This is a genomic window from Rhizobium sp. TRM95796 (assembly GCF_025779995.1).
Classification (GTDB): domain Bacteria; phylum Pseudomonadota; class Alphaproteobacteria; order Rhizobiales; family Rhizobiaceae; genus Rhizobium_E.
The window spans coordinates 302,945-321,358 of record NZ_JAOXHE010000005.1 but is presented as its reverse complement, the minus strand read 5'-3'; the positions used below and the strand labels follow the sequence as shown (position 1 = coordinate 321,358).

General features: G+C 60.9%; 15 protein-coding genes. 7 read left to right on the top strand and 8 right to left on the bottom strand.

Going from position 1 to position 18,414, the window contains the following annotated elements; translation table 11 throughout:
* The first annotated feature begins 137 nt into the window (after positions 1–137).
* Together OCK01_RS12930 and dinB are read left to right on the top strand one after the other, a co-directional pair.
* Entirely contained in the window at positions 138–2,207 is a 2,070-nt protein-coding gene (locus OCK01_RS12930) for an ATP-dependent helicase (protein WP_263824266.1), read from the top strand.
* Between the two features lie 25 nt (positions 2,208–2,232).
* Positions 2,233–3,324: a DNA polymerase IV gene (gene dinB, locus OCK01_RS12925; protein WP_263824265.1), complete on the top strand. Its 1,092-nt coding sequence runs from the start codon at positions 2,233–2,235 to the stop codon at positions 3,322–3,324.
* A 73-nt stretch (positions 3,325–3,397) separates the two neighbouring features.
* Here dinB and OCK01_RS12920 read toward each other — a convergent pair whose 3' ends face one another.
* Entirely contained in the window at positions 3,398–3,634 is a 237-nt protein-coding gene (locus OCK01_RS12920) for a hypothetical protein (RefSeq protein WP_263824264.1), read from the bottom strand.
* A 212-nt stretch (positions 3,635–3,846) separates the two neighbouring features.
* Between OCK01_RS12920 and OCK01_RS12915 the strand changes: the two genes are divergently transcribed.
* The gene (locus OCK01_RS12915; RefSeq protein WP_263824263.1) at positions 3,847–4,932 is read left to right on the top strand and encodes an ABC transporter ATP-binding protein; all 1,086 of its coding nucleotides are present in this window, start codon (positions 3,847–3,849) and stop codon (positions 4,930–4,932) included.
* A 54-nt stretch (positions 4,933–4,986) separates the two neighbouring features.
* On the opposite strand, the gene OCK01_RS12910 is transcribed toward OCK01_RS12915, so the two are convergent.
* The 7 genes from OCK01_RS12910 to OCK01_RS12880 all read right to left on the bottom strand — a co-directional run bounded on the left by OCK01_RS12910 (position 4,987) and on the right by OCK01_RS12880 (position 13,078).
* Complete coding sequence (locus tag OCK01_RS12910; protein WP_182827092.1) at positions 4,987–5,829, bottom strand: carbohydrate ABC transporter permease; 843 nt, start codon at positions 5,827–5,829, stop codon at positions 4,987–4,989.
* Positions 5,826–6,710 (bottom strand): carbohydrate ABC transporter permease, encoded by an 885-nt coding sequence (locus OCK01_RS12905; protein ID WP_263824262.1) that lies wholly within the window; start codon positions 6,708–6,710, stop codon positions 5,826–5,828. Before OCK01_RS12905 ends, OCK01_RS12910 begins: the two co-directional genes overlap by 4 nt.
* 73 nt (positions 6,711–6,783) lie before the next feature.
* Positions 6,784–8,058, bottom strand: a complete 1,275-nt coding sequence (locus tag OCK01_RS12900) for an extracellular solute-binding protein (protein ID WP_263824261.1) — start codon at positions 8,056–8,058, stop codon at positions 6,784–6,786.
* A gap of 46 nt (positions 8,059–8,104) precedes the next feature.
* Positions 8,105–9,613 carry an alpha-N-arabinofuranosidase gene (locus tag OCK01_RS12895; RefSeq protein WP_263824260.1) on the bottom strand — a complete coding sequence of 503 codons (1,509 nt, stop codon included), beginning with the start codon at positions 9,611–9,613 and terminating at the stop codon, positions 8,105–8,107.
* A gap of 103 nt (positions 9,614–9,716) precedes the next feature.
* The gene (locus OCK01_RS12890) at positions 9,717–10,640 is read right to left on the bottom strand and encodes an ArsR/SmtB family transcription factor (protein ID WP_182827095.1); all 924 of its coding nucleotides are present in this window, start codon (positions 10,638–10,640) and stop codon (positions 9,717–9,719) included.
* A gap of 187 nt (positions 10,641–10,827) precedes the next feature.
* Complete coding sequence (locus OCK01_RS12885; RefSeq protein ID WP_263824259.1) at positions 10,828–12,036, bottom strand: MFS transporter; 1,209 nt, start codon at positions 12,034–12,036, stop codon at positions 10,828–10,830.
* A 58-nt stretch (positions 12,037–12,094) separates the two neighbouring features.
* Complete coding sequence (locus OCK01_RS12880; RefSeq protein ID WP_263824258.1) at positions 12,095–13,078, bottom strand: AraC family transcriptional regulator; 984 nt, start codon at positions 13,076–13,078, stop codon at positions 12,095–12,097.
* Between the two features lie 362 nt (positions 13,079–13,440).
* Here OCK01_RS12880 and OCK01_RS12875 point away from each other — a divergent pair, with 362 nt between their 5' ends.
* The 4 genes from OCK01_RS12875 (at position 13,441) to OCK01_RS12860 (ending at position 18,413) form a co-directional block, all read left to right on the top strand.
* The gene (locus OCK01_RS12875) at positions 13,441–15,222 is read left to right on the top strand and encodes a site-specific integrase (RefSeq protein ID WP_263824257.1); all 1,782 of its coding nucleotides are present in this window, start codon (positions 13,441–13,443) and stop codon (positions 15,220–15,222) included.
* Positions 15,223–15,325: 103 nt separating this feature from the next.
* Complete coding sequence (locus OCK01_RS12870; protein WP_263824256.1) at positions 15,326–16,537, top strand: phage portal protein; 1,212 nt, start codon at positions 15,326–15,328, stop codon at positions 16,535–16,537.
* Positions 16,534–16,896, top strand: coding sequence for a gene transfer agent family protein (locus OCK01_RS12865; RefSeq protein ID WP_263824255.1), 363 nt, complete (start codon positions 16,534–16,536; stop codon positions 16,894–16,896). The genes OCK01_RS12870 and OCK01_RS12865 overlap by 4 nt, the downstream gene beginning before the upstream one ends.
* A complete protein-coding gene (locus tag OCK01_RS12860) occupies positions 16,893–18,413 on the top strand; it encodes a phage major capsid protein (protein WP_263824254.1) in 1,521 nt (506 codons plus the stop codon). Before OCK01_RS12865 ends, OCK01_RS12860 begins: the two co-directional genes overlap by 4 nt.
* The last annotated feature ends 1 nt before the right edge of the window (position 18,414 follow it).

Below are 18,414 nucleotides of genomic sequence, written 5' to 3'. Positions count from 1 at the left end.
TGCGACCTTCCGCCTTCGGCAAATTGACCGGCGCCCGCGCGAGCCCGGTTCACACACCCGATCAACCTTGCTATGTTCTATTTTCGTTCCGGCAAAAAGAATCATCCCGCCGGTCCGGACAGCCTGCGTGGGGATCGATGACTGCTGCCTATCTCGAGAAACTGAATGATCGCCAGCGTGAGGCCGTCGAGCATGGCGTGGGCTTGGCCGATGCAGGGATCGGCGGACCGCTGCTGATCATCGCCGGCGCCGGTTCCGGCAAGACCAACACGTTGGCGCATCGGGTCGCCCATCTCATCGTGAATGGCGCAGATCCCCGCCGCATCCTGCTCATGACCTTCTCGCGCCGCGCGGCCTCTGAGATGGCCCGCCGCGTCGAGCGGATCTGCCGTCAGGTGCTGGGCGACAACGCCGCCATCATGACCGATGCGCTCGCCTGGTCCGGCACCTTCCACGGCATCGGGGCGCGGCTTCTCAGGATCTATGCCGAGCAGATCGGGCTCAATGTCGATTTCACCATCCATGATCGTGAAGACAGCGCCGACCTCATGAACATCGTCCGTCATGATCTCGGCTTCTCCAAGACCCAGAACCGCTTTCCGACCAAGGGGACGTGCCTGGCGATCTATTCCCGGGTGGTCAATTCCGAGAGCAGCCTCGGTGAGGTGCTGAAGACGGCCTATCCCTGGGTGCTCGAATGGGAGAGCGAACTCAAGCAGCTTTTTGCTGGCTATGTCGAGGCCAAGCAGGCGCAGAACGTGCTCGATTATGACGATCTGCTGCTCTACTGGGCGCAGATGGTCTCTGATCCTGATATTGCCGAGGATGTCGGCGGTCGTTTCGATCATGTGCTGGTGGATGAGTATCAGGACACCAATCGCCTGCAGTCCTCGATCCTGATGGCGCTGAAGCCCGGCGGACGCGGCCTGACCGTGGTCGGCGATGACGCCCAGTCGATCTATTCCTTCCGCGCCGCCACCATCCGCAACATCCTCGACTTTCCCGACGCCTTCTCGCCCAAGCCAGCCGACGTCATCACGCTTGACCGCAACTACCGCTCCACCGCCCCCATCCTCGCCGCCGCCAACGGCGTCATTGATCTCGCCCGCGAGCGCTTCACCAAGAACCTCTGGACCGACAGGCAGTCCGAACAACGCCCCGTTCTGGTGACAGTGAAGGACGAGACGGATCAGGCTGGCTATATCGTCGCGCAGGTGCTGGCCAATCGCGAGGTGGGCGTGCCGCTCAAGCAGCAGGCCGTGTTGTTCCGGGCGTCCAATCACAGCGGCCCGCTCGAAGTCGAGCTGACCCGTCGCAACATTCCCTTCGTCAAGTTCGGCGGGCTGAAGTTTCTCGACAGCGCCCATGTCAAGGACATGCTAGCGGTGCTGCGCTTCGCCCAGAACCCGCGTGACCGCGTGGCGGGCTTTCGTCTCCTGCAGATGTTGCCGGGTATCGGACCGCAAACGGCGGCCCGCATTCTCGACACGATCGCCGCCGATCCGGAGCCGCTGCTGTCCTTGATGGAACTGCCTCCCCCGCCCAAGAGCGGCGAGGACTGGCCCAACTTCACCACGCTGGTCGCCGCCCTCAGAAAATCCGAAGCGGGCTGGCCCGCCGAGATCGGGTTGGCGCGCACCTGGTATGAGCCGCATCTCGACCGCATTCATGAAGATGCTGATACGCGCAAAGCCGATCTTCTGCAGCTTGAGCAGATTGCCTCCGGCTACGCCAATCGCGAGCGCTTCCTCACTGAACTGACGCTCGACCCACCAGACGCCACCAGCGACCAGGCGGGCGTGCCGCTGCTTGATGAGGACTATCTGATCCTCTCGACCATCCATTCCGCCAAGGGACAGGAATGGCGCTCGGTCTTCATGCTGAATGTCGTCGACGGCTGTATTCCCTCCGATCTCGGAACGGGCACAACGGCGGAGCTAGAGGAAGAGCGCCGCCTGCTCTATGTCGGCATGACGCGCCCCCGCGACAGCCTGCATCTGGTCACGCCGCAGCGCTTCTTCACCCATGGCCAGAACGCCCAGGGCGATCGGCATGTCTACGCCGCGCGCACCCGCTTCATTCCGGCGACGCTGCTACAATTCTTCGAAACCAGCGCATGGCCCAAGGTGAGTGCGGCCGCCAGCGAGCGCAGCGCCAAACAGATCCGCATCGATGTCGGCGCACGCATGCGCTCGATGTGGACCTGAGAGACGAGACCGGGAGCCGCCTGCCATGAGGGATCTGTCGCCGGCGCCCCTGCGCAAGATCATCCATGTCGACATGGACGCCTTCTACGCCTCCGTTGAGCAGCGTGATAATCCGGACCTGCGCGGAAAGCCCGTCGCGGTCGGCGGGGCTGCGGCGCGCGGCGTGGTGGCGGCCGCGAGCTATGAGGCGCGCGCCTTCGGCGTCCGCTCGGCCATGCCGTCAGTCACTGCGGCGCGGAAATGCCCTAACCTTATCTTCGTCAAGCCGCGTTTCGAGGTCTACCGCGCCGTGTCGCAGCAGATCCGCGAGATTTTCGCCGACTACACGCCGCTGATCGAGCCGCTGTCGCTGGACGAGGCCTATCTCGACGTTACCGACAACCTCAAGTCCATGCCGATCGCCACCGAGATCGCCGAGGAGATCCGCGCCCGCATCAAGGCGACGACGGGCCTCAACGCCTCGGCCGGCATCTCCTACAACAAGTTCCTGGCCAAGATGGCGTCGGACCTCAACAAGCCGAATGGCCAGGCGGTGATCACGCCCAAGAACGGCCCCGCCTTCGTCGAGAGCCTTGCCGTCAGCAAGTTCCATGGCGTCGGCCCCGCCACGGCCGAGAAGATGCATCGGCTCGGCATCGAGACCGGAGCTGACCTCAAGGCGAAGTCGCTCGAATTCCTCGCAGCGCATTTCGGCAAATCCGGCCCCTACTTCTACGGCATCGCCCGCGGCGTCGACAACCGACAGGTCAAGCCGGATCGGGAGCGGAAGTCTGTGGGCGCTGAGGACACCTTCGCGGAGGATCTCGTCGCCCTGAATGACGCTCAGCGTGAGATTACGCCCCTCGTCGGCAAGGTCTGGGCCTATTGCGAGAAACACCGGATCAGCGCCAAGACCGTGACGGTCAAGATCAAGTTTTCCGACTTTCAGCAGATCACCCGCAGCCGGACGATCGAACGACCGCTCTCCGACCACCAAGACATCGAGCAGATCGCCAGACAATTGATCGAGACGGCGTTTCCGTTTCGCAAACCGGTGCGATTGTTGGGGGTTACTCTCTCGAATCTGGGCGAGAAAAGCCAACCGACGCAGGCGCAGCTGGATTTTGCGGGCTTGTAGCGAAAACGGGCAAACAGGTGACGGGCAACCGGCGCGCCGTGGGACGCTCTTCGAGCCGCTCCACGACCCGAGGTCAATTTCCAGGCTGGACGAGAGCGGCGATGTAAGCCCGGGTCCATTTGGCGAATTGGTCTTCCAGCTCGGACTCTGGAAGCGCCTCGAGATAGACATCGATGTCCGCGACGATCCGGTCTTTGATCGTCGGGTCATTCCTTGCGGCATGCTCGATCAGCGCCTTCAGCACCGTATCGATCGCCAGCTTCCTCGCCCCAGCCGCCACGCCGAACGGATCGGTTTCGTTTTTCTGCATGGGTTCAAACTCCTCGATAGATCGATAGCGAGCCGTAAGACGGCGGCGCCTATGCGAAGCCGCCAGGCTGAACGAGGCGCCAATTGACGCGCCGTCGACGGCGAAAGCATGACCGACATCAGCCGAGGGGCCCGAAACGCTGAAATGAACCGATCTATATCTTGACTTGCGATACATATCGGGAAAAATGATGCGAACTCGTGGAGGAGTGCATGGCCGAAATACGCTTGGAAAACATATCGAAGAGCTTCGGCTCGGTCTCGGTGATCCGAGACATATCGTTGACGGTGAACGCCGGAGAATTGGTCGTGTTCCTCGGCCCGTCCGGATCGGGGAAATCCACGCTCCTGCGGATGATCGCCGGCCTCGAAACGATCGATTCCGGCGCCCTGACCATCGGCGGCGTCCGCAGCGACACCCTGCCTCCCGGCCAGCGCAACATCGCCATGGTGTTCCAGAATTACGCCCTCTATCCGCATATGAGCGTCCGGGACAACATGGCCTTCGGCCTCGAAAACATCGGGGTGGACAAGACCGAGATCGAGACGCGCGTGACGACGGCCGCGCGCATGCTCGAAATGGAGCATTTGCTCTCCCGAAAGCCCGCACAATTGTCCGGCGGCCAGAGACAGCGCGTGGCGATCGGCCGGGCCATCGTCAAGGAGCCGAAAGCGTTCCTGTTCGACGAGCCGCTGTCGAACCTCGACGCGGCGTTGCGGGTGCGGACCCGGGTCGAACTCGCCCAGCTCCACCAGCGCCTGAAGTCCACCATGATCTACGTCACCCATGATCAGACGGAAGCCATGACGCTCGCCGACCGGATCGTGGTGCTCAATCAGTGCAAGATCGAGCAGATCGGCACACCGATGGAGGTCTATCTCAAGCCCGCGTCGCGCTTCGTCGCCGGCTTCATAGGAAGCCCGGGGATGAATTTCCTTTCCGTCGACGTGGTCCGCAGCGGCCGTACGCCCATCCGGTTTCCGAACGGCTTCCAGCTGGAGATCGAAGCGCCGGTTCCGGCCCCGGGCAAGTTCGATCTCGGCATCCGGCCCGAATCCGTGCGGATCGTCACGGGCGAGGATGATCCCGCCCGCCCTTCGACCGAAGCCAAGGTCGATGTCGTCGAGCAGCTCGGCGAGCGCACGCTGGCCTATTGCACGCTCGAGGACGGGTCGCCGTTCATCGCCCAAGATAGCGGACGCTCCCAGGTGCGGCCCGGCGATCGCGTTCGCGTGGCGCTGGACACGTCCGCCATTCATCTGTTCGACGCCGACGGACGATCCTATCAGGCGGTCTGAGGGAGAGGCGCGGCCCCGTTTCGACGGGGTCCGCACAGTCCGAGACGACACCGGCTAGCCCTTAATGCCGGCCGACAGGGTGATGGCTTCCGTGACGCGCCGCTGGAAGACGAGATAGGCCAGGGCGACCGGCAGGCCCGCCAGCACCGCCGCGGTGAGCTGTCTGGCGTAGTAGACGCCGAAAGCGTCGTTGACCTGGGTTATGCCCACCGTGATCGTCATCATATCCGTCTTGGTCACCGCGAGGAACGGCCACAGGAACGAGTTCCACGACCAGATGAAGCAGACGATCGACAGCGCGGTCGTGACACCCCAGTTCATCGGGATATAGACGCGGGTGAGGATCCGCCATTCCGAGGCGTTGTCCATGACGGCGGCCTCGCGAAACTCCTTCGGCACGCCGTCGAAGAACTGCTTGTAGACGATGATGATGACCGGGTGGATGAGCTGCGGCAGGACGATGCCGGCCCAGGTGTTGATCAGGCCCAGATCCGCCACCAGTTCGAAATGGTTGATGATCAGGGTCTGCATCGGCACCATGAAGCTCACCAGGATGAGCCACCAGAGAAGATTGCGGAACGGAAACTTCAGCTGGGAAATGGCGTAGCCGCAAAACAGCGACGAGCTCACCGTCAGCACGGTGACGGCCGCGGCCGTGACGATGGAATTGACGTACCAGCGTCCGATTTCGGTCTGGGTCAGCGCAAACCAATAGTGCGACACCGTGAAGGTCTCCGGCCAGAGCTCGATATAGGGCCGGACGACTTCGTCCTCCGGCTTCAGCGAGGAGACGACGCCCCAATACATCGGAAAAGCCCAGATGACGGCGCAGAACACGGTCAGCAGCGTGATGATCAGGCCGATCAGATTGATGCGGCGCGCAGTGGTCACATTCATCGATCCCGCCCTCCCGACAGGCGCGTCATTTGGAAATTCAGCACCGAAACGACGATCACGAGGACGAACAGGACCACCGCGACCGCGGCCGCCCTCCCCCCCTGATCCGATTGAAACGATCGCTGGAAGACGTAGTAGACGAGGACCACGTTGTCGTTGGGACGGCCGCCTGTGGAGAACAGATAGACCTGATCGAAAATCTTGAGCTGCGAGATCAGCTGAATGGTCAGGACCAGCGCGGTGATCGGCCACATCAGCGGCCAGGTAATGCGACGAAAGGTCGACCAGAGACCGGCATTATCCAGCGCGGCCGCCTCATAGATTTCAGCCGGAATCGCGCGCAGGCCCGCCAGGAACAGCAGGATGGAGAAGCCCGCGGTCCACCAGATCGTGATCACGCCGACGGCCGGCATGAACCAGGCCGTCGACTTGAACACCGGAATGCGCGGGATGCCCAGGAGGTCGAACACATACATGGCGATGCCGAACTGGAAGTTCAGGGTCCAGTCCCAGAGGAGATAGACCACCGACACCGGCAGAATGTAGGGCAGGAAGAACAGAGCCAGGATGGCGGCTTGAAGCCGGCCGGCGAGCCGGTTGACGCCGAGCGCGATCGCAAAGGCGACGAGCGTTCCGGGTATGACGGTGATCAGGACGAAATAGGCCGTATTCCACACCGCGGTGCCGAACCGGCGATCGGATGGAAGGCGCGCGTAATTTTCGAGGCCGACATAGGCGCCGTCGCCGATCAGGGGCGCATCCGTAAAGCTGATCATGAACAGCTTGATGGTCGGATAAATGAACACCAGGCCGTAAATCGCGACGAAAGGCGCGACGAGCGCCAAGGCGAAAAGGGTCTCTTTGCGTCGATTTCTGAGCATCATCCCCGCTCTTCCCTTGATTTCAGACGAGGATGGCCCCGGCGAACCATGAGCTCGCCGGGGCCGTCGTCCGTCAGAGGTCGGCCAGACCGGCCTTGATCTCTTCCACCGCCTTGGCGGGCTCCATTTCCCCGTTGAGCGTCGGCACGAAGAAGTTCGACATGACGTCGAAGATCGGCCCCGCGATGCCGGCGAGCGGCGTCCTGGGATCGAAGATCATATGGGAGGTGAGCGACGAATAGGTGCTGTTGGGCTCCATCGCCTTGTATTCAGCGGAATTGGTCACCGGGCCATAGGCCGGAATGTGACCGGCCGTCGCCCAGAACAACGAATTCTTCGACATCCAGCTCATCACCTCCAGCACCGCAGCCCGCTTTTCGGGGCTCATCTCCTTGCCCTTGTTGGCGGGGATCGCAAAGGCGTGGCTGTCGGCATAGGTCGAGGGATGATCGAAGATGACGGGGAGTTCTACCGCGCCCCATTCGAACAGTTTGCCGTTCTTCTGGAGATCCGTCATGGTCGGCACTTCCCAGACGCCGTTGATCATCATCGCCGCCTCGCCCGAGGTGAAGAGCGCGACGGTGGCGGGATAGTCGGTATAGGTCGACTGAAGCCCTTCCTTGGTCCAGTCCGACAGGACCGCCAGCGCGTTTTCGAGCTTCTCGGCGTTGTCCCCGGCCAGGAACTCGCCGTCGGTCATGAGTTCGCCATCCTGCTGACCCACCAGCGAATAGATGGTGCGGAACATGAAGTTGCCGTCGGCCGTGACGGAGCCGAGCGGGAACTTGACGCCGGCGTCCTTCAGAGCCTTGAGCGTGGCGGTGAAGTTCTCCCGCGAATCCATTCCCTTCGGCTTGCCGTTGTCGTCCAGCATGCCGGCTTTCTTGAGCAGGTCCTTGTTGTAATAGAGCACGATCGGGTGGGTATCGAGCGGCACGGCATATTGCTTGCCGTCGCTGCCGATCGCCTCCCAGGTCGCCGGCGCGTAGTCGGACTGGCCGAGGCCCATCGTCTTCCAGTCGTCGGCGGTGATTTCCTGCAGGATGCCCTGCTTCACCGCGAGCGGGATACGGCTGGCGTGATAGGTCATGATATCGGGGGCCTCCCCGACCGCGGCCGATGTCTGCACCTTGGAATAGAAGGGCGTGCCCCATTCCAGCGTCGTCGCGTCGATCTTGATCTTGCCCTTGTGGGCCTCGTTGAAGTCCGCGACCATCTGCTTCATCCGGACGCCGTCGCCGCCGCCGAAGAAGTCCCACCAGGTGATCGTTTCCTCCGCATGGGCGGCCGTGGTCATCAGACCGCCGGCGATGAGCATCGCTTTCGAAAGTTTGAACCAATTCGGCATGTCATTCTCCTCCCTAGACAGGCGGCATCGCCGCCACCGATTGATTTTAAAGGTGAACCCTGATCATCGAGTAGGAATACGGCGGAACGGTCAGTCTGATCCCGTCGCCCTCCACGACGGCATCCGTTGTCTTCCGCGGCGAAACGTTGTCGGGATTCTCCTTGGTGTTGCGCGCTTCGAGATCGTCGTGCTTGATCAGGATATGCTCGACGCCCTTGACGGGTCCGAAGCGCTCGATGTCGAGCTTGATGTTCGCAGGCTCGACGCCGTTTCGGTTGACGGCGAAGAAAGTCAGAGTGCCCGCATCGCCGTCGTGAACGCCGGCGATGTCGAGATAGGACACCGCGTCGGCGACATTCGAGGCATAGCTCGCGCAGTCGACATCGAGACGCAGCGCCGTGCCGCGTCCATGGCGCGAGGCCAGATGGAACGGATGGAAGATCGTCTGGCGCCACGCGGCGCCGCCCGGCTCGGTCATGATCGGCGCGATGACGTTGACCAACTGGGCGATGCAGGCCACCCGCACGACGTCGGAGCGCCGGATGAAGGTGTTGATGATGCAGCCGACCTGCAGCACGTCCTCGAAATTGTAGATGTCCTCGAGCAGCACCGGCGCATGCGGCCAGTCCCATTCGCGCATGCGCTTGGCGTCGTTCTTCCGCTCGTGGTACCAGACGTTCCACTCGTCGAAGGAAATCTTGACGTCGCGCTTCGAGCGCTTGCTGCCCTTCACGAAATCGATCACGCCGCTGATCGTGCCGATATAGCGGTCGAGCTTCTCCGGCAGGGCCAGGAATTCGGCGGTCTTCTTTTCGTAATTCTCAAAATACATGTGCAGCGAGATGTAATCGACCTGATCATAGGTCGCATCCAGCACCGTCGCCTCCCATTGCGGATAGGTCGCCATGTCGGAATGGGATGAACCGCAGACGACGAGTTCGAGCTTGTCGTCGAAGGCGCGGATGGCCTTGGCCGTCTCGTTGGCGAGATGGCCATATTCGGCCGCGCTCTTGTGTCCGACCTGCCAGGGGCCGTCCATCTCGTTGCCGAGGCACCAGAGCTTCACGTCCCAGGGATCGGCGCGGCCGTTCTTGCGGCGAAGGTCCGACCACTGGCTGCCGCCGGGATGGTTGACATATTCGACGAAATTCCGCGCGGCGTCCAGGCCGCGCGAGCCGAGATTGACGGCGAGCATCATGTCGACGCCGGCGGCTTCCGCCCATTCGGCGAATTCGTGAATGCCGACCTGGTTGGATTCGGAGGTGCGCCAGGCGAGGTCGAGCCGCGTCGGACGGCTCTCCTTCGGGCCTATGCCGTCCTCCCAGTTATAGGCGGAGACGAAGTTGCCGCCCGGATAGCGGCAGATCGGCGTATCGAGTTCGCGCACGAGATCGATGACATCCTTGCGCATGCCATTGGGAAGAGCCTCGGGATGACCGGGTTCGTAGATGCCGGTGTAGACCGCCCTCCCCAGATGCTCTAGAAAGGAACCGTAGAGCCGCTTGTCGATATCTGCGATTGTATAGCGCGCATGCGCGGTGACGCGAGCCTCCAAAGTCCTCTCCTCCCAGATTCAATATCAATAATTTCGGTTCGTATCCGAATTCTTGGTATATGAAGCCAAAGTGGCGGGCGCCGTCAAGTGAAACTATGGCTTTTCACACCTGGATGCGGAGGATGATGTCCTGGCCGTAATTGCCGAAGCCGCTGCCGAATATGTTGATCCCGCCCGGATGCTCGGCGTCGTCCTTGACGCCGACGCGCATGCGGATAGACCGATGCTTGTCCAGATCGAGCGCATCCAGGGTGACGTTGGATATCTTCACGCCGTCGACGAAACTGCCCTGGCCGTTGATGCGCCAGTTCTTCAGCTTGCCGTATTGCGAGCCTGCGAGCTTCCACCAGTCCGGGGTGAAGGCGCCCCGCTTGTCGCCGTAATCGCCCGGCGAGGTCCAGGTCCCGATCTCCACGCCGTTGACCTGGAGGAAGATGTCCGACGGCCAGTTTTCCGATGTTCCCGGGACCTCGGAACTCAATTCCATCGAGAATTCGATCGCCCTGGGCTTGGCCTTTTTCAGCAAGGTATTGTTTGGAAACTGATATTCGACGTAGCCCTTGTTAAACCACAAGAGAACGGCCTTCATGCGGTCAGGATCGAGAAACGTATCCGGAACATCCAGGAGACCGATGACGCCGTCCTTGGAACACATCCCGCAGGGAGCCGAAACTTCGAACTGCGTGTAGAGTCCCAGCGGCATGGAGACCTCGATCGCATCCGCCCGGGGATCGGCGACGGGTTCGGAAAACGAGATCAGTATTTCCTGAAACGCCGAATAGCAGAGCTTCTGGCTCCCCTTTTTCGCCCGCTGCCCCTCCGTGTAGATCAACCCGCAATCCTCGAGAATTTTCAGATTGATCGACGCGGTGGACTGCGGCAGCTTGAGCTCTTCGGCGATCTCGTTGACGTTCTTCGGCCCGCTCGACCGGAGAAGCTTCAACATCATGACGCGAACATCGCTGGCGAGACCCTTGATGAGGTCCTGCCGTTCGATCGGATCGATCACCAATACCTTGCCAGTCATATCTTCCCCTGTCTTCCAGTGCTCCATATCAGAATTTACGATATGTATGCAACCGGTTCGACGGAGCCCGCGGAGCGGCCGCGACGGGCTCCCGGCCCGGGACGAAAGAGGTCTTCGGTCCCGGAAAGGCCATCGGCATCACCTCTTCGCCGGAGATGAAACCGCTCTCGCGCGCCGATGCTGGGCGTCAGCTGCGGCGCTGCGTCATCGCCAGGACTATGGTCGCCGACGCCAGCACGGCGGTCAGCGTCAGGGGCGCGGACGGGCCGTAACCATCGACCAGATAACCGCCGACGACCGCGCCGATGCTGATGGCGACCTGGAACGACACCACCATCAGGCTGCCGGCCGATTCCAGCGAATCCGACGCGCCGCGCGACAGGTTGGTGGGCAGCACCACCGGCGCCATGCCGAATGCGAGACCCCACAGCGTCACCAGCGCGAAGGCGGCGGCGCTGTTGACGCCCCAGAGGACGAGCGCGAGCGTGGCGAACATCATCAACCCGGCGGTGACGGTGAGCGCCATGCGGATATCGGCGTCCGCCAAACGGCCGCCGACGACATTGCCGACCACGGCGGCGATGCCGAAGCCGAACAGCGCCACGGCGATCGACCCGGCGCCGAGCAGCGTGACCTGTTCGAGGAACGGCCGCACATAGACCGAGCCGGCGAAATGTCCCGTCATCAGCAGGAGGATGGCGAGCATGCCCAATTGCACCGTGCGCCGCTTCGTCAGCCGGAAGACGTCGGACAGGCTGTTGCTGGCGCTTGCGGGCAGAGACGGCAGACTGAGGATCTGAAGCAGCATGGCGACCACCGCGAGACCCGCCGTCATGGCGGTGGCGGCGCGCCAGCCGATCCATTCGCTGATCAGAGCGCCCATGGACGGCGCGGCGATGGTGGCGAGGGAAACGCCGAGGGTGACGATGGCCATGCCCCGGCCGGTCGCATTGGCGCCGACCATTCTCGCCACGACGGCGACCGAAAGCGCCCAGAACCCGCTGAGCGCGACGCCCAGCCCGGCGCGGCCCAGCAGCAACAGCCAGAAATCCGTCGCGAGCGCGGCGAGGAGATTGGAGGCGATGGCCAGGGCGCTCAGGCCGACCAGCACCGTCTTGCGGTTTAATTTGCCGATGAGGACATTGCTCAGCAGGGCCGTGACCGCGCCGACGGACGCGGTGGCGGTGACCACCTGGCCGGCGGTCCCTTCGCTGACGCCGAGGTCGCGCGCCATGGGCGTCAACAGGCCGGCCGGCAGAAATTCCGCCGACACCAGCGCAAAGCTGGTGGCCGCCATCGAGACGACGGCGAACCAGGTCGCGGGGCTCCATGGACGCGGGGCGGTGGAATCGAGCTCGATCGCAGAGCCATCGAGCTGGGATGTCGTATCCGTCATTGCACTATCTCCTGGGTTTGGAGCTCTCATAGCGAAGTCCGCCAGGATGATCTGTGATCTAAAGTCCGAATTCCATGTCCGTTCGTCCGGAATTGATGCGGCGCACAACGCCCGGGGAAAGGCTGGTGATGCGCTTGAAGGCGCGCGCGAAGGACGCTTCGGATTCATAACCCAGTTGCGAGGCGACTTCGGCCACCGACCTGTTCTGGCCGAGCAATTCGCGCGCCAACTGCATGCGCAGGCGGGCGAGATAGCGCGCCGCGCCCTCGCCCAGGATGGCGCTGAAGCGTTCGGCGAAGATCGAGCGCGACTGCCCCGCCACGGCCGCAAGGGTTTCGAGCGTCCAGTCATGGCCGGGATTGCGGTGCATGGCGGCCAGCGCGCGGCCGATATGAGGATCGCGGATCGCGGTGAGCCAGCCGCTGGTCGAGGCTCCGCTGCAATTGACCCAGCAGCGAATGAGCCGCGCCACCAGCACGTCCGCCATGCGCGACAAGACCGTGGCGCTGCCGATCTGGGGCTGACACGCCTCCACCGTCATGGCGGCGAGCAGCGGGCTGACGATCGGATCATTGCCGGCCACGTCACACCCTTTGATGATCGGCGGCATCAGGGCGATCAACGGATTGAGCGCATTCGCGCCCAGAGCCATCGAGCCGCAGAACAGCGTGCTCGTCGCCCCGGTCCCCTCCTTGACCACTTCGCAGACATTGTCCCCCAGCTTGGTGACCTGGCAGCTCTTAAGACAATCGCCGACCACATCGGGATTGCTGGCCAGTCGATGTTCGACGCCCTGCGGCAACAACACCAGATCGCCGCTCTGCAGCCCCTGCCATCCCAAGGCGTCCGTATGGATCCAGCAGGGCCCTTCGCTGACGAAGTGAAAGCGAAGCAGCTGTTGCTGCGGAAAAGCGAGGCTCCAGGGATGACGCAACTCGCAGCGCCCATAATTGACGCCGCTCAGGCGAAAGTCCTGGAGAACTTCGCTGAGCGCGTCGGTGGGGATATGGGTCGTCGGCGACTGGGATGAACGATCAAGCATTGAGGGATTTTACACGCAGTTCGTCCGACCCGCAATCCGGCTTTCAGGCGCCGAGGCCAAAACGAACCGATGACGCAGCTTTCAGGACGCTTGCGCAGCCATGCTTCAAGCCGCTTCGCGCTCGCCGCGCAGCAGGCAGGGTCGCTTCTGGACGACGGAGCGGAGTGGAGTCATGGCGCGGACAGAAGGTGAAGGTCACGCTTCTCAAATCCGTGGGGGCCGTCGTCGTGGTGGTGGCTGGGGCGCCTGGAACAAAATCCAACTTTTTCTAGCCGCATGAATTTACTTATCTTATTGCATTTACTATGCATTTTAAGATACAACTGTTCCGGTTTGGTGTTCCGGAATAGTGAGACGGTAGCATGGCAAGGCGGTCAAATCTACAGCGGCGCGATGGCACTTATTATGCCCGCGTCTACATCCCAACTGATCTGATTGACCACTTCAAAACCGAAGATAAGAAAGTCTCCCTTCGAACCAAGGATGAAGCGGCGGCAAAGGTGCGGCTCAATCTTGAGCTTGCAAAATGGGATGCGATATTTGATGACATCCGTTCCCGGCGCCAGATCACCGCCGACGACAAAGCCGCCGCGACATGGCAGCACTATGAGACCGTTCTAGATCGCGATGAAGCCGCGCGCCGGGCGCTGCCCACGGAAGCGCAGATTAACGCCGCCCTGAAGACTGCCATTGCCGACGCGGAAAAGGCGGGCCTTGACGCAGCCGACCCGGTAGCGATGCTCGGTGCCAGTCTTGAGGTTCGGGTTTTGAATGCACAGAAGGATTATGAAGCCGAAGCGCGCGCCGTCAAACTCAAGACATTGCGCCAGCACCTTGCCAGCGGCGAAACCGCGCTGATCGGTGATGAAGTGACCGGCTATGTGGCAGGCAACAAGCTGCTACCCAACGCCGCCGATACCAAAGACATCGCCCGGCGCATGATGCGGGCCGAAATCGAGGGACTTGAGCGCACCCTTGAACGTGATCGCGGCGACTACAGCGGCGCCCCAAAAGACCCCATTGTTAAGCCCGCCATCGGGACGGCTCGGGAACGTGCCAAGCCCGGTGAAACGATCATGGAGTTGTTCGAAGTCTACGCTCGGGAAAATCCGAAGGCCATCGCAACCGACACCCTAAATCAGGCGCGGCGGGATATTGGCACGTTCGTGGACTATGTTGGCAGCACTTTCCCGGTGCATCGGATGGACAAGAAGCCAGTGCGCGAGTGGAAAGCGCTATTGATGAAGTATCCGGTGAAGGCGACGGAAACCAAAGCTTTCGAGGGAATGAAGCTTGCGCAGATCGTGAAGCACAACGAGAAGATCGGCAAGCCCGTCCTGACACCGCGCACCGTGAACCGCTACCTTTCCAGTCTCGGCGCCTTCTGCAACTGGCTTGTGTCGCATGGATACATTGACCAAAACCCGACCGAAGGCATGAGCCTTGCCAAGGAGAAGAAAAAGACCACGATCCCCTTCACGACTGATCAGTTGAACACCCTCTTCGCATCACCGCTCTTCACCGGCTGCCAAAGCGCCAGCGAATGGCGCAACATCGCCAAGCCCGGTAACGTAACCATTCGGGACCATCGATACTGGATACCTCTGATCATGCTGTTCAGCGGCGCCCGACCCGGTGAGATTGCGCAGATGGCGATTTCCGATGTTCGGCAGGAACATGGTCATTGGATCATGCATATCACTGAAGAAGGAGAAGGCGATAAGAGCACGAAGAACGAGGGTTCCATGCGCGTGGTCCCGGTGCATAGGGATTTGGTCAAGCTCGGTTTCCTGAACTACCACGCTGGCATGAAGAAGGCTGGTCAAGCTCGGCTGTTCCCACTGGCAGAGCGCAATGCCCGTGGTCAGATGATTGCGGATTGGTCCCGTGAATTCAGCCGCTACCTGATCCGGCTCGGGATGAAAACAGGACGCGGGCTTTCGCTCTACAGCTTCAGACACGGCGCTACCGATGCGTTGCGCCGCGCCGGTTTCCTTGATGAACAATTCGGCTTCATCCTTGGGCATACGAAGGCGACCATGACGGGCCGTTACGGCATTCTTCCGCAGGGTATGCTTGAACAGCGCGTGGAACTGATTAATGCCATCAAATACCCGGACCTTAAGATTGATCATTTATTTTGATGTTTTTCGCTAAAAACATCAATTTTTGTGATTTTTAGGATTCACAGACGATTCGACCCGTGTCAGAATATTGCTAAGTCAAAGAAAGAGCTTAGCAGTATCAATGCGGAATACGCTTAAGAACATCGTGGAATTCTTTAAAGTTGAACGGTCGATACAGAAGGCCGTATCTGTCGCCGATCCCGATGTTCTCGGTTTTTTCGGTCTTTACCCGACCGCCTCAAACATCGAAGTCACGCCTTCTATTGCGATGCAGGTTCCCGCTGTATTCTGCGCAGTCGGGACTATCTCGGGAAAAGTCGGTGATCTTCCTGCAAAGCTGTTTGATCGCACCAGCCGCGAAGCGATCAAGGATCACCCCGCTTACAAGCTGATCCACGATGAAGCGAACCCCTTCACGTCCGCGTCAGAACTTCGCCAGCAGCTTCAGCGTGACGCCATGTTCACCGGCAATGGCTTCGCTGAAGTTGTGCGCTCATTCGACGGGCGACCATTGGAGCTCAACCGGCTGAACCCTCATTCTGTTCAATGCAATGAATATGACGATGGCACACCTTATTATATTGTGTCGTCCAAGAGCGGCGGGCAGGTTCGGTTTGAATTCACCGACATCCTGCACATTGCCGCACCGGATGGTTCGCCCATCGTCAAGGCGCGCGAAGCCATCGCCCTGACCATCGCCTTCGAACGCCACATTGCCAGCTTGTTCGCCAACGGTGGGCGCCCTTCGGGCGTGATCCTTTCGCCGAAAGTCATCGATCAGGAAGGCAAAAAGAACCTGGCTTCATCGTGGTTCAGCAGCCACTCGGGAAACCGGGCCGGTGGCACCGCGATCCTTGATGAAGGAATGGACTACCGCCCCCTTTCCACCACGCTCGCAGATGCGGAGTTTGCCAAAAACCGAATTGAGCAAATCCGCGAAATCGCCCGCGCCTTCAACATTCCGCCCACGATGATTTTCGAGCTCTCTAATGGGACATTCAAGAACGTCGCTGAACTGAATCAGCAGTTCCTGACCATGACCCTGAAGCCATGGCTGACCCGGTGGGCTTGGGCCTATGCCCGATGCTTGCTCACCCCTGAAGAGCGCGCCCGGTTCTACGTCGAATTCGTGACCGAAGATATCGTTTCCACCGATGAAGCAGCGCGCGCCGCCGCATATGGTCAGTATCGCAGCATGGGCGCAATGACCGCGAACGAAGTCCGCGCTGGCCTGAACCTGCCGCCGCGCCCCGACGCTGACAACCTCGCCAACCCCTACACGACATCGAACAGCACCGCGCCGGTAGAGGCGCCGCAGGATTCCGCGCAATGACCGACCCGACCAAACACCGCGCCTATTTTGGCGATGGCGAATATGACTTCGCTCTTTCGTTCGAGATTATTGAAGAGCTTCAGCGCAAGACCGGCGTTGGCATCGGTGAGCTTTACCAGCGGATCACCGCTAGACTCTTTTACATCTCAGATATTGTCGAGGTGATCCGTTGTGGCCTGATCGGTGGCGGCACCGCCCCTATTCGAGCGCAGCAGCTTGTAGACGCCTACGCAAAGAACCGCCCGTTCGCTGAAACCCTTCCACTCGCCCTCGATATCCTTGATGCACGGTGGGCAGGCATCCCCGACGCACTGATGACCAACGCCATCAATGACGCCCTTGAACAGGTGGCAGAATGACCGGCGCCGACAACCTGATCATCAAGGGTGAATTCTCTATCGATGACGCTGGCACCGTGACCGGCATCGCATGGCCGTTTGATACGGTCGATACCGAAGGCGACAGCATCGAAAAGGGCGCCTTCGAATTCGCCGCCGATGTTCCCATGGTTATGGAGCATCAAGACGGCGCCGTCATCGGCATTTGGAAATCCTTCAAGGAAACCGATACCGGCCTTGAAGTCACCGGGCGCCTCTTTCTTGAGGCCATCGGTCCCGCTCGGGACGCATACCGCAAGCTTCAGAAAGGCGCCATCACGGGCCTTTCGGTCAAGGGTGAAATTACCGGCGCCCGCAAGCTCGCCAACGGCACCCGCAGCATTACCGGCGTCAACATCCATGAAATCTCGCTTTGCCGTCGCCCGGTCAATCCGGGCGCCCGCGTCACCATCGTCAAATCCAGCGACAAGGAAACCCATATGGAACCTGAAACCATCAATGAACCGGAAGTGAAGAACGATCCGGTTGCCACGCCAGATGAACTGAAGCTTCTGAAGGCCCGCATGGACGCCATCGAAGCCAAGGCTTCCCGCCTTCGCGGCGTCAACAATAACAACCCGTCCGCCGACAATGACAACGAAGAGGTGAAAGCCTTCTTCGACAGTCTGCGCAACACCGGCATTCAGAAGGCGCTTTCGACTGCAACCGGCGCCGCCCTGATCCCGAATGCGCTGATGAACAAGGTTATCGTGAAACTGATGGCGCAATCGCCGGTTCGGCGCTTCGCCAACGTCATCACCGTCGAAGGCCCCTCTATCGAGGTTCCCAGCCTTGTCACTGACGTGACGATTGGCGAAGTCACGGAAACGTCGCCGCGCCCCGAATCCTCGCCGGAATTCGGCTCCAAGTTTCTGCGCGTCTTTGAATCGAGCGTGATCGTTCCGATCACGCGCCAGATGCTCGAAGATTCTGCCGTCATGCTGGAATCGTTTTTCGTCAACCGACTGGCGCAGGGCTACGCCGAAAAAGAACAGTCGCAGTTCATCGGCGGCAACGGCACGACGCAGGCCGAAGGCATCCTGACCGCGACCGAAGTTCTGGCGCCCATCACCACGGCTTCATCGACAGCCTTCACCGCTGATGAACTGATCGAACTCTTCTATGCTCTGAAGAGCGCCTATCGCGACAACGGCGTTTGGCTGATGAACAGCAAGTCCCTTGCCAAGTTGCGCCAGCTTACGGACGCCAGCGGAACCCATATCTGGCAGAGCAGCCTTGCCGCCGGTCAGCCCGATTTGCTGCTTGGCCGCCCGGTCTTTGCCGCCGACCACATGCCGAACCCGGTGGCAGGCGCAACGCCGATTGTGTTCGGCGATATCGGCGAAGCCTACACCATCGTTGATCGCGTCCGCCCCGACATAGAATGGGACTACCTGACCGGCTTCAGCATCGGCCTTGTAAAGGGCAACACCCGCGCCCGTTTCGGCGGCGGCGTCGTCAACGGCGAAGCCATCGTTAAGCTGAAGATGAAGGCTTAAC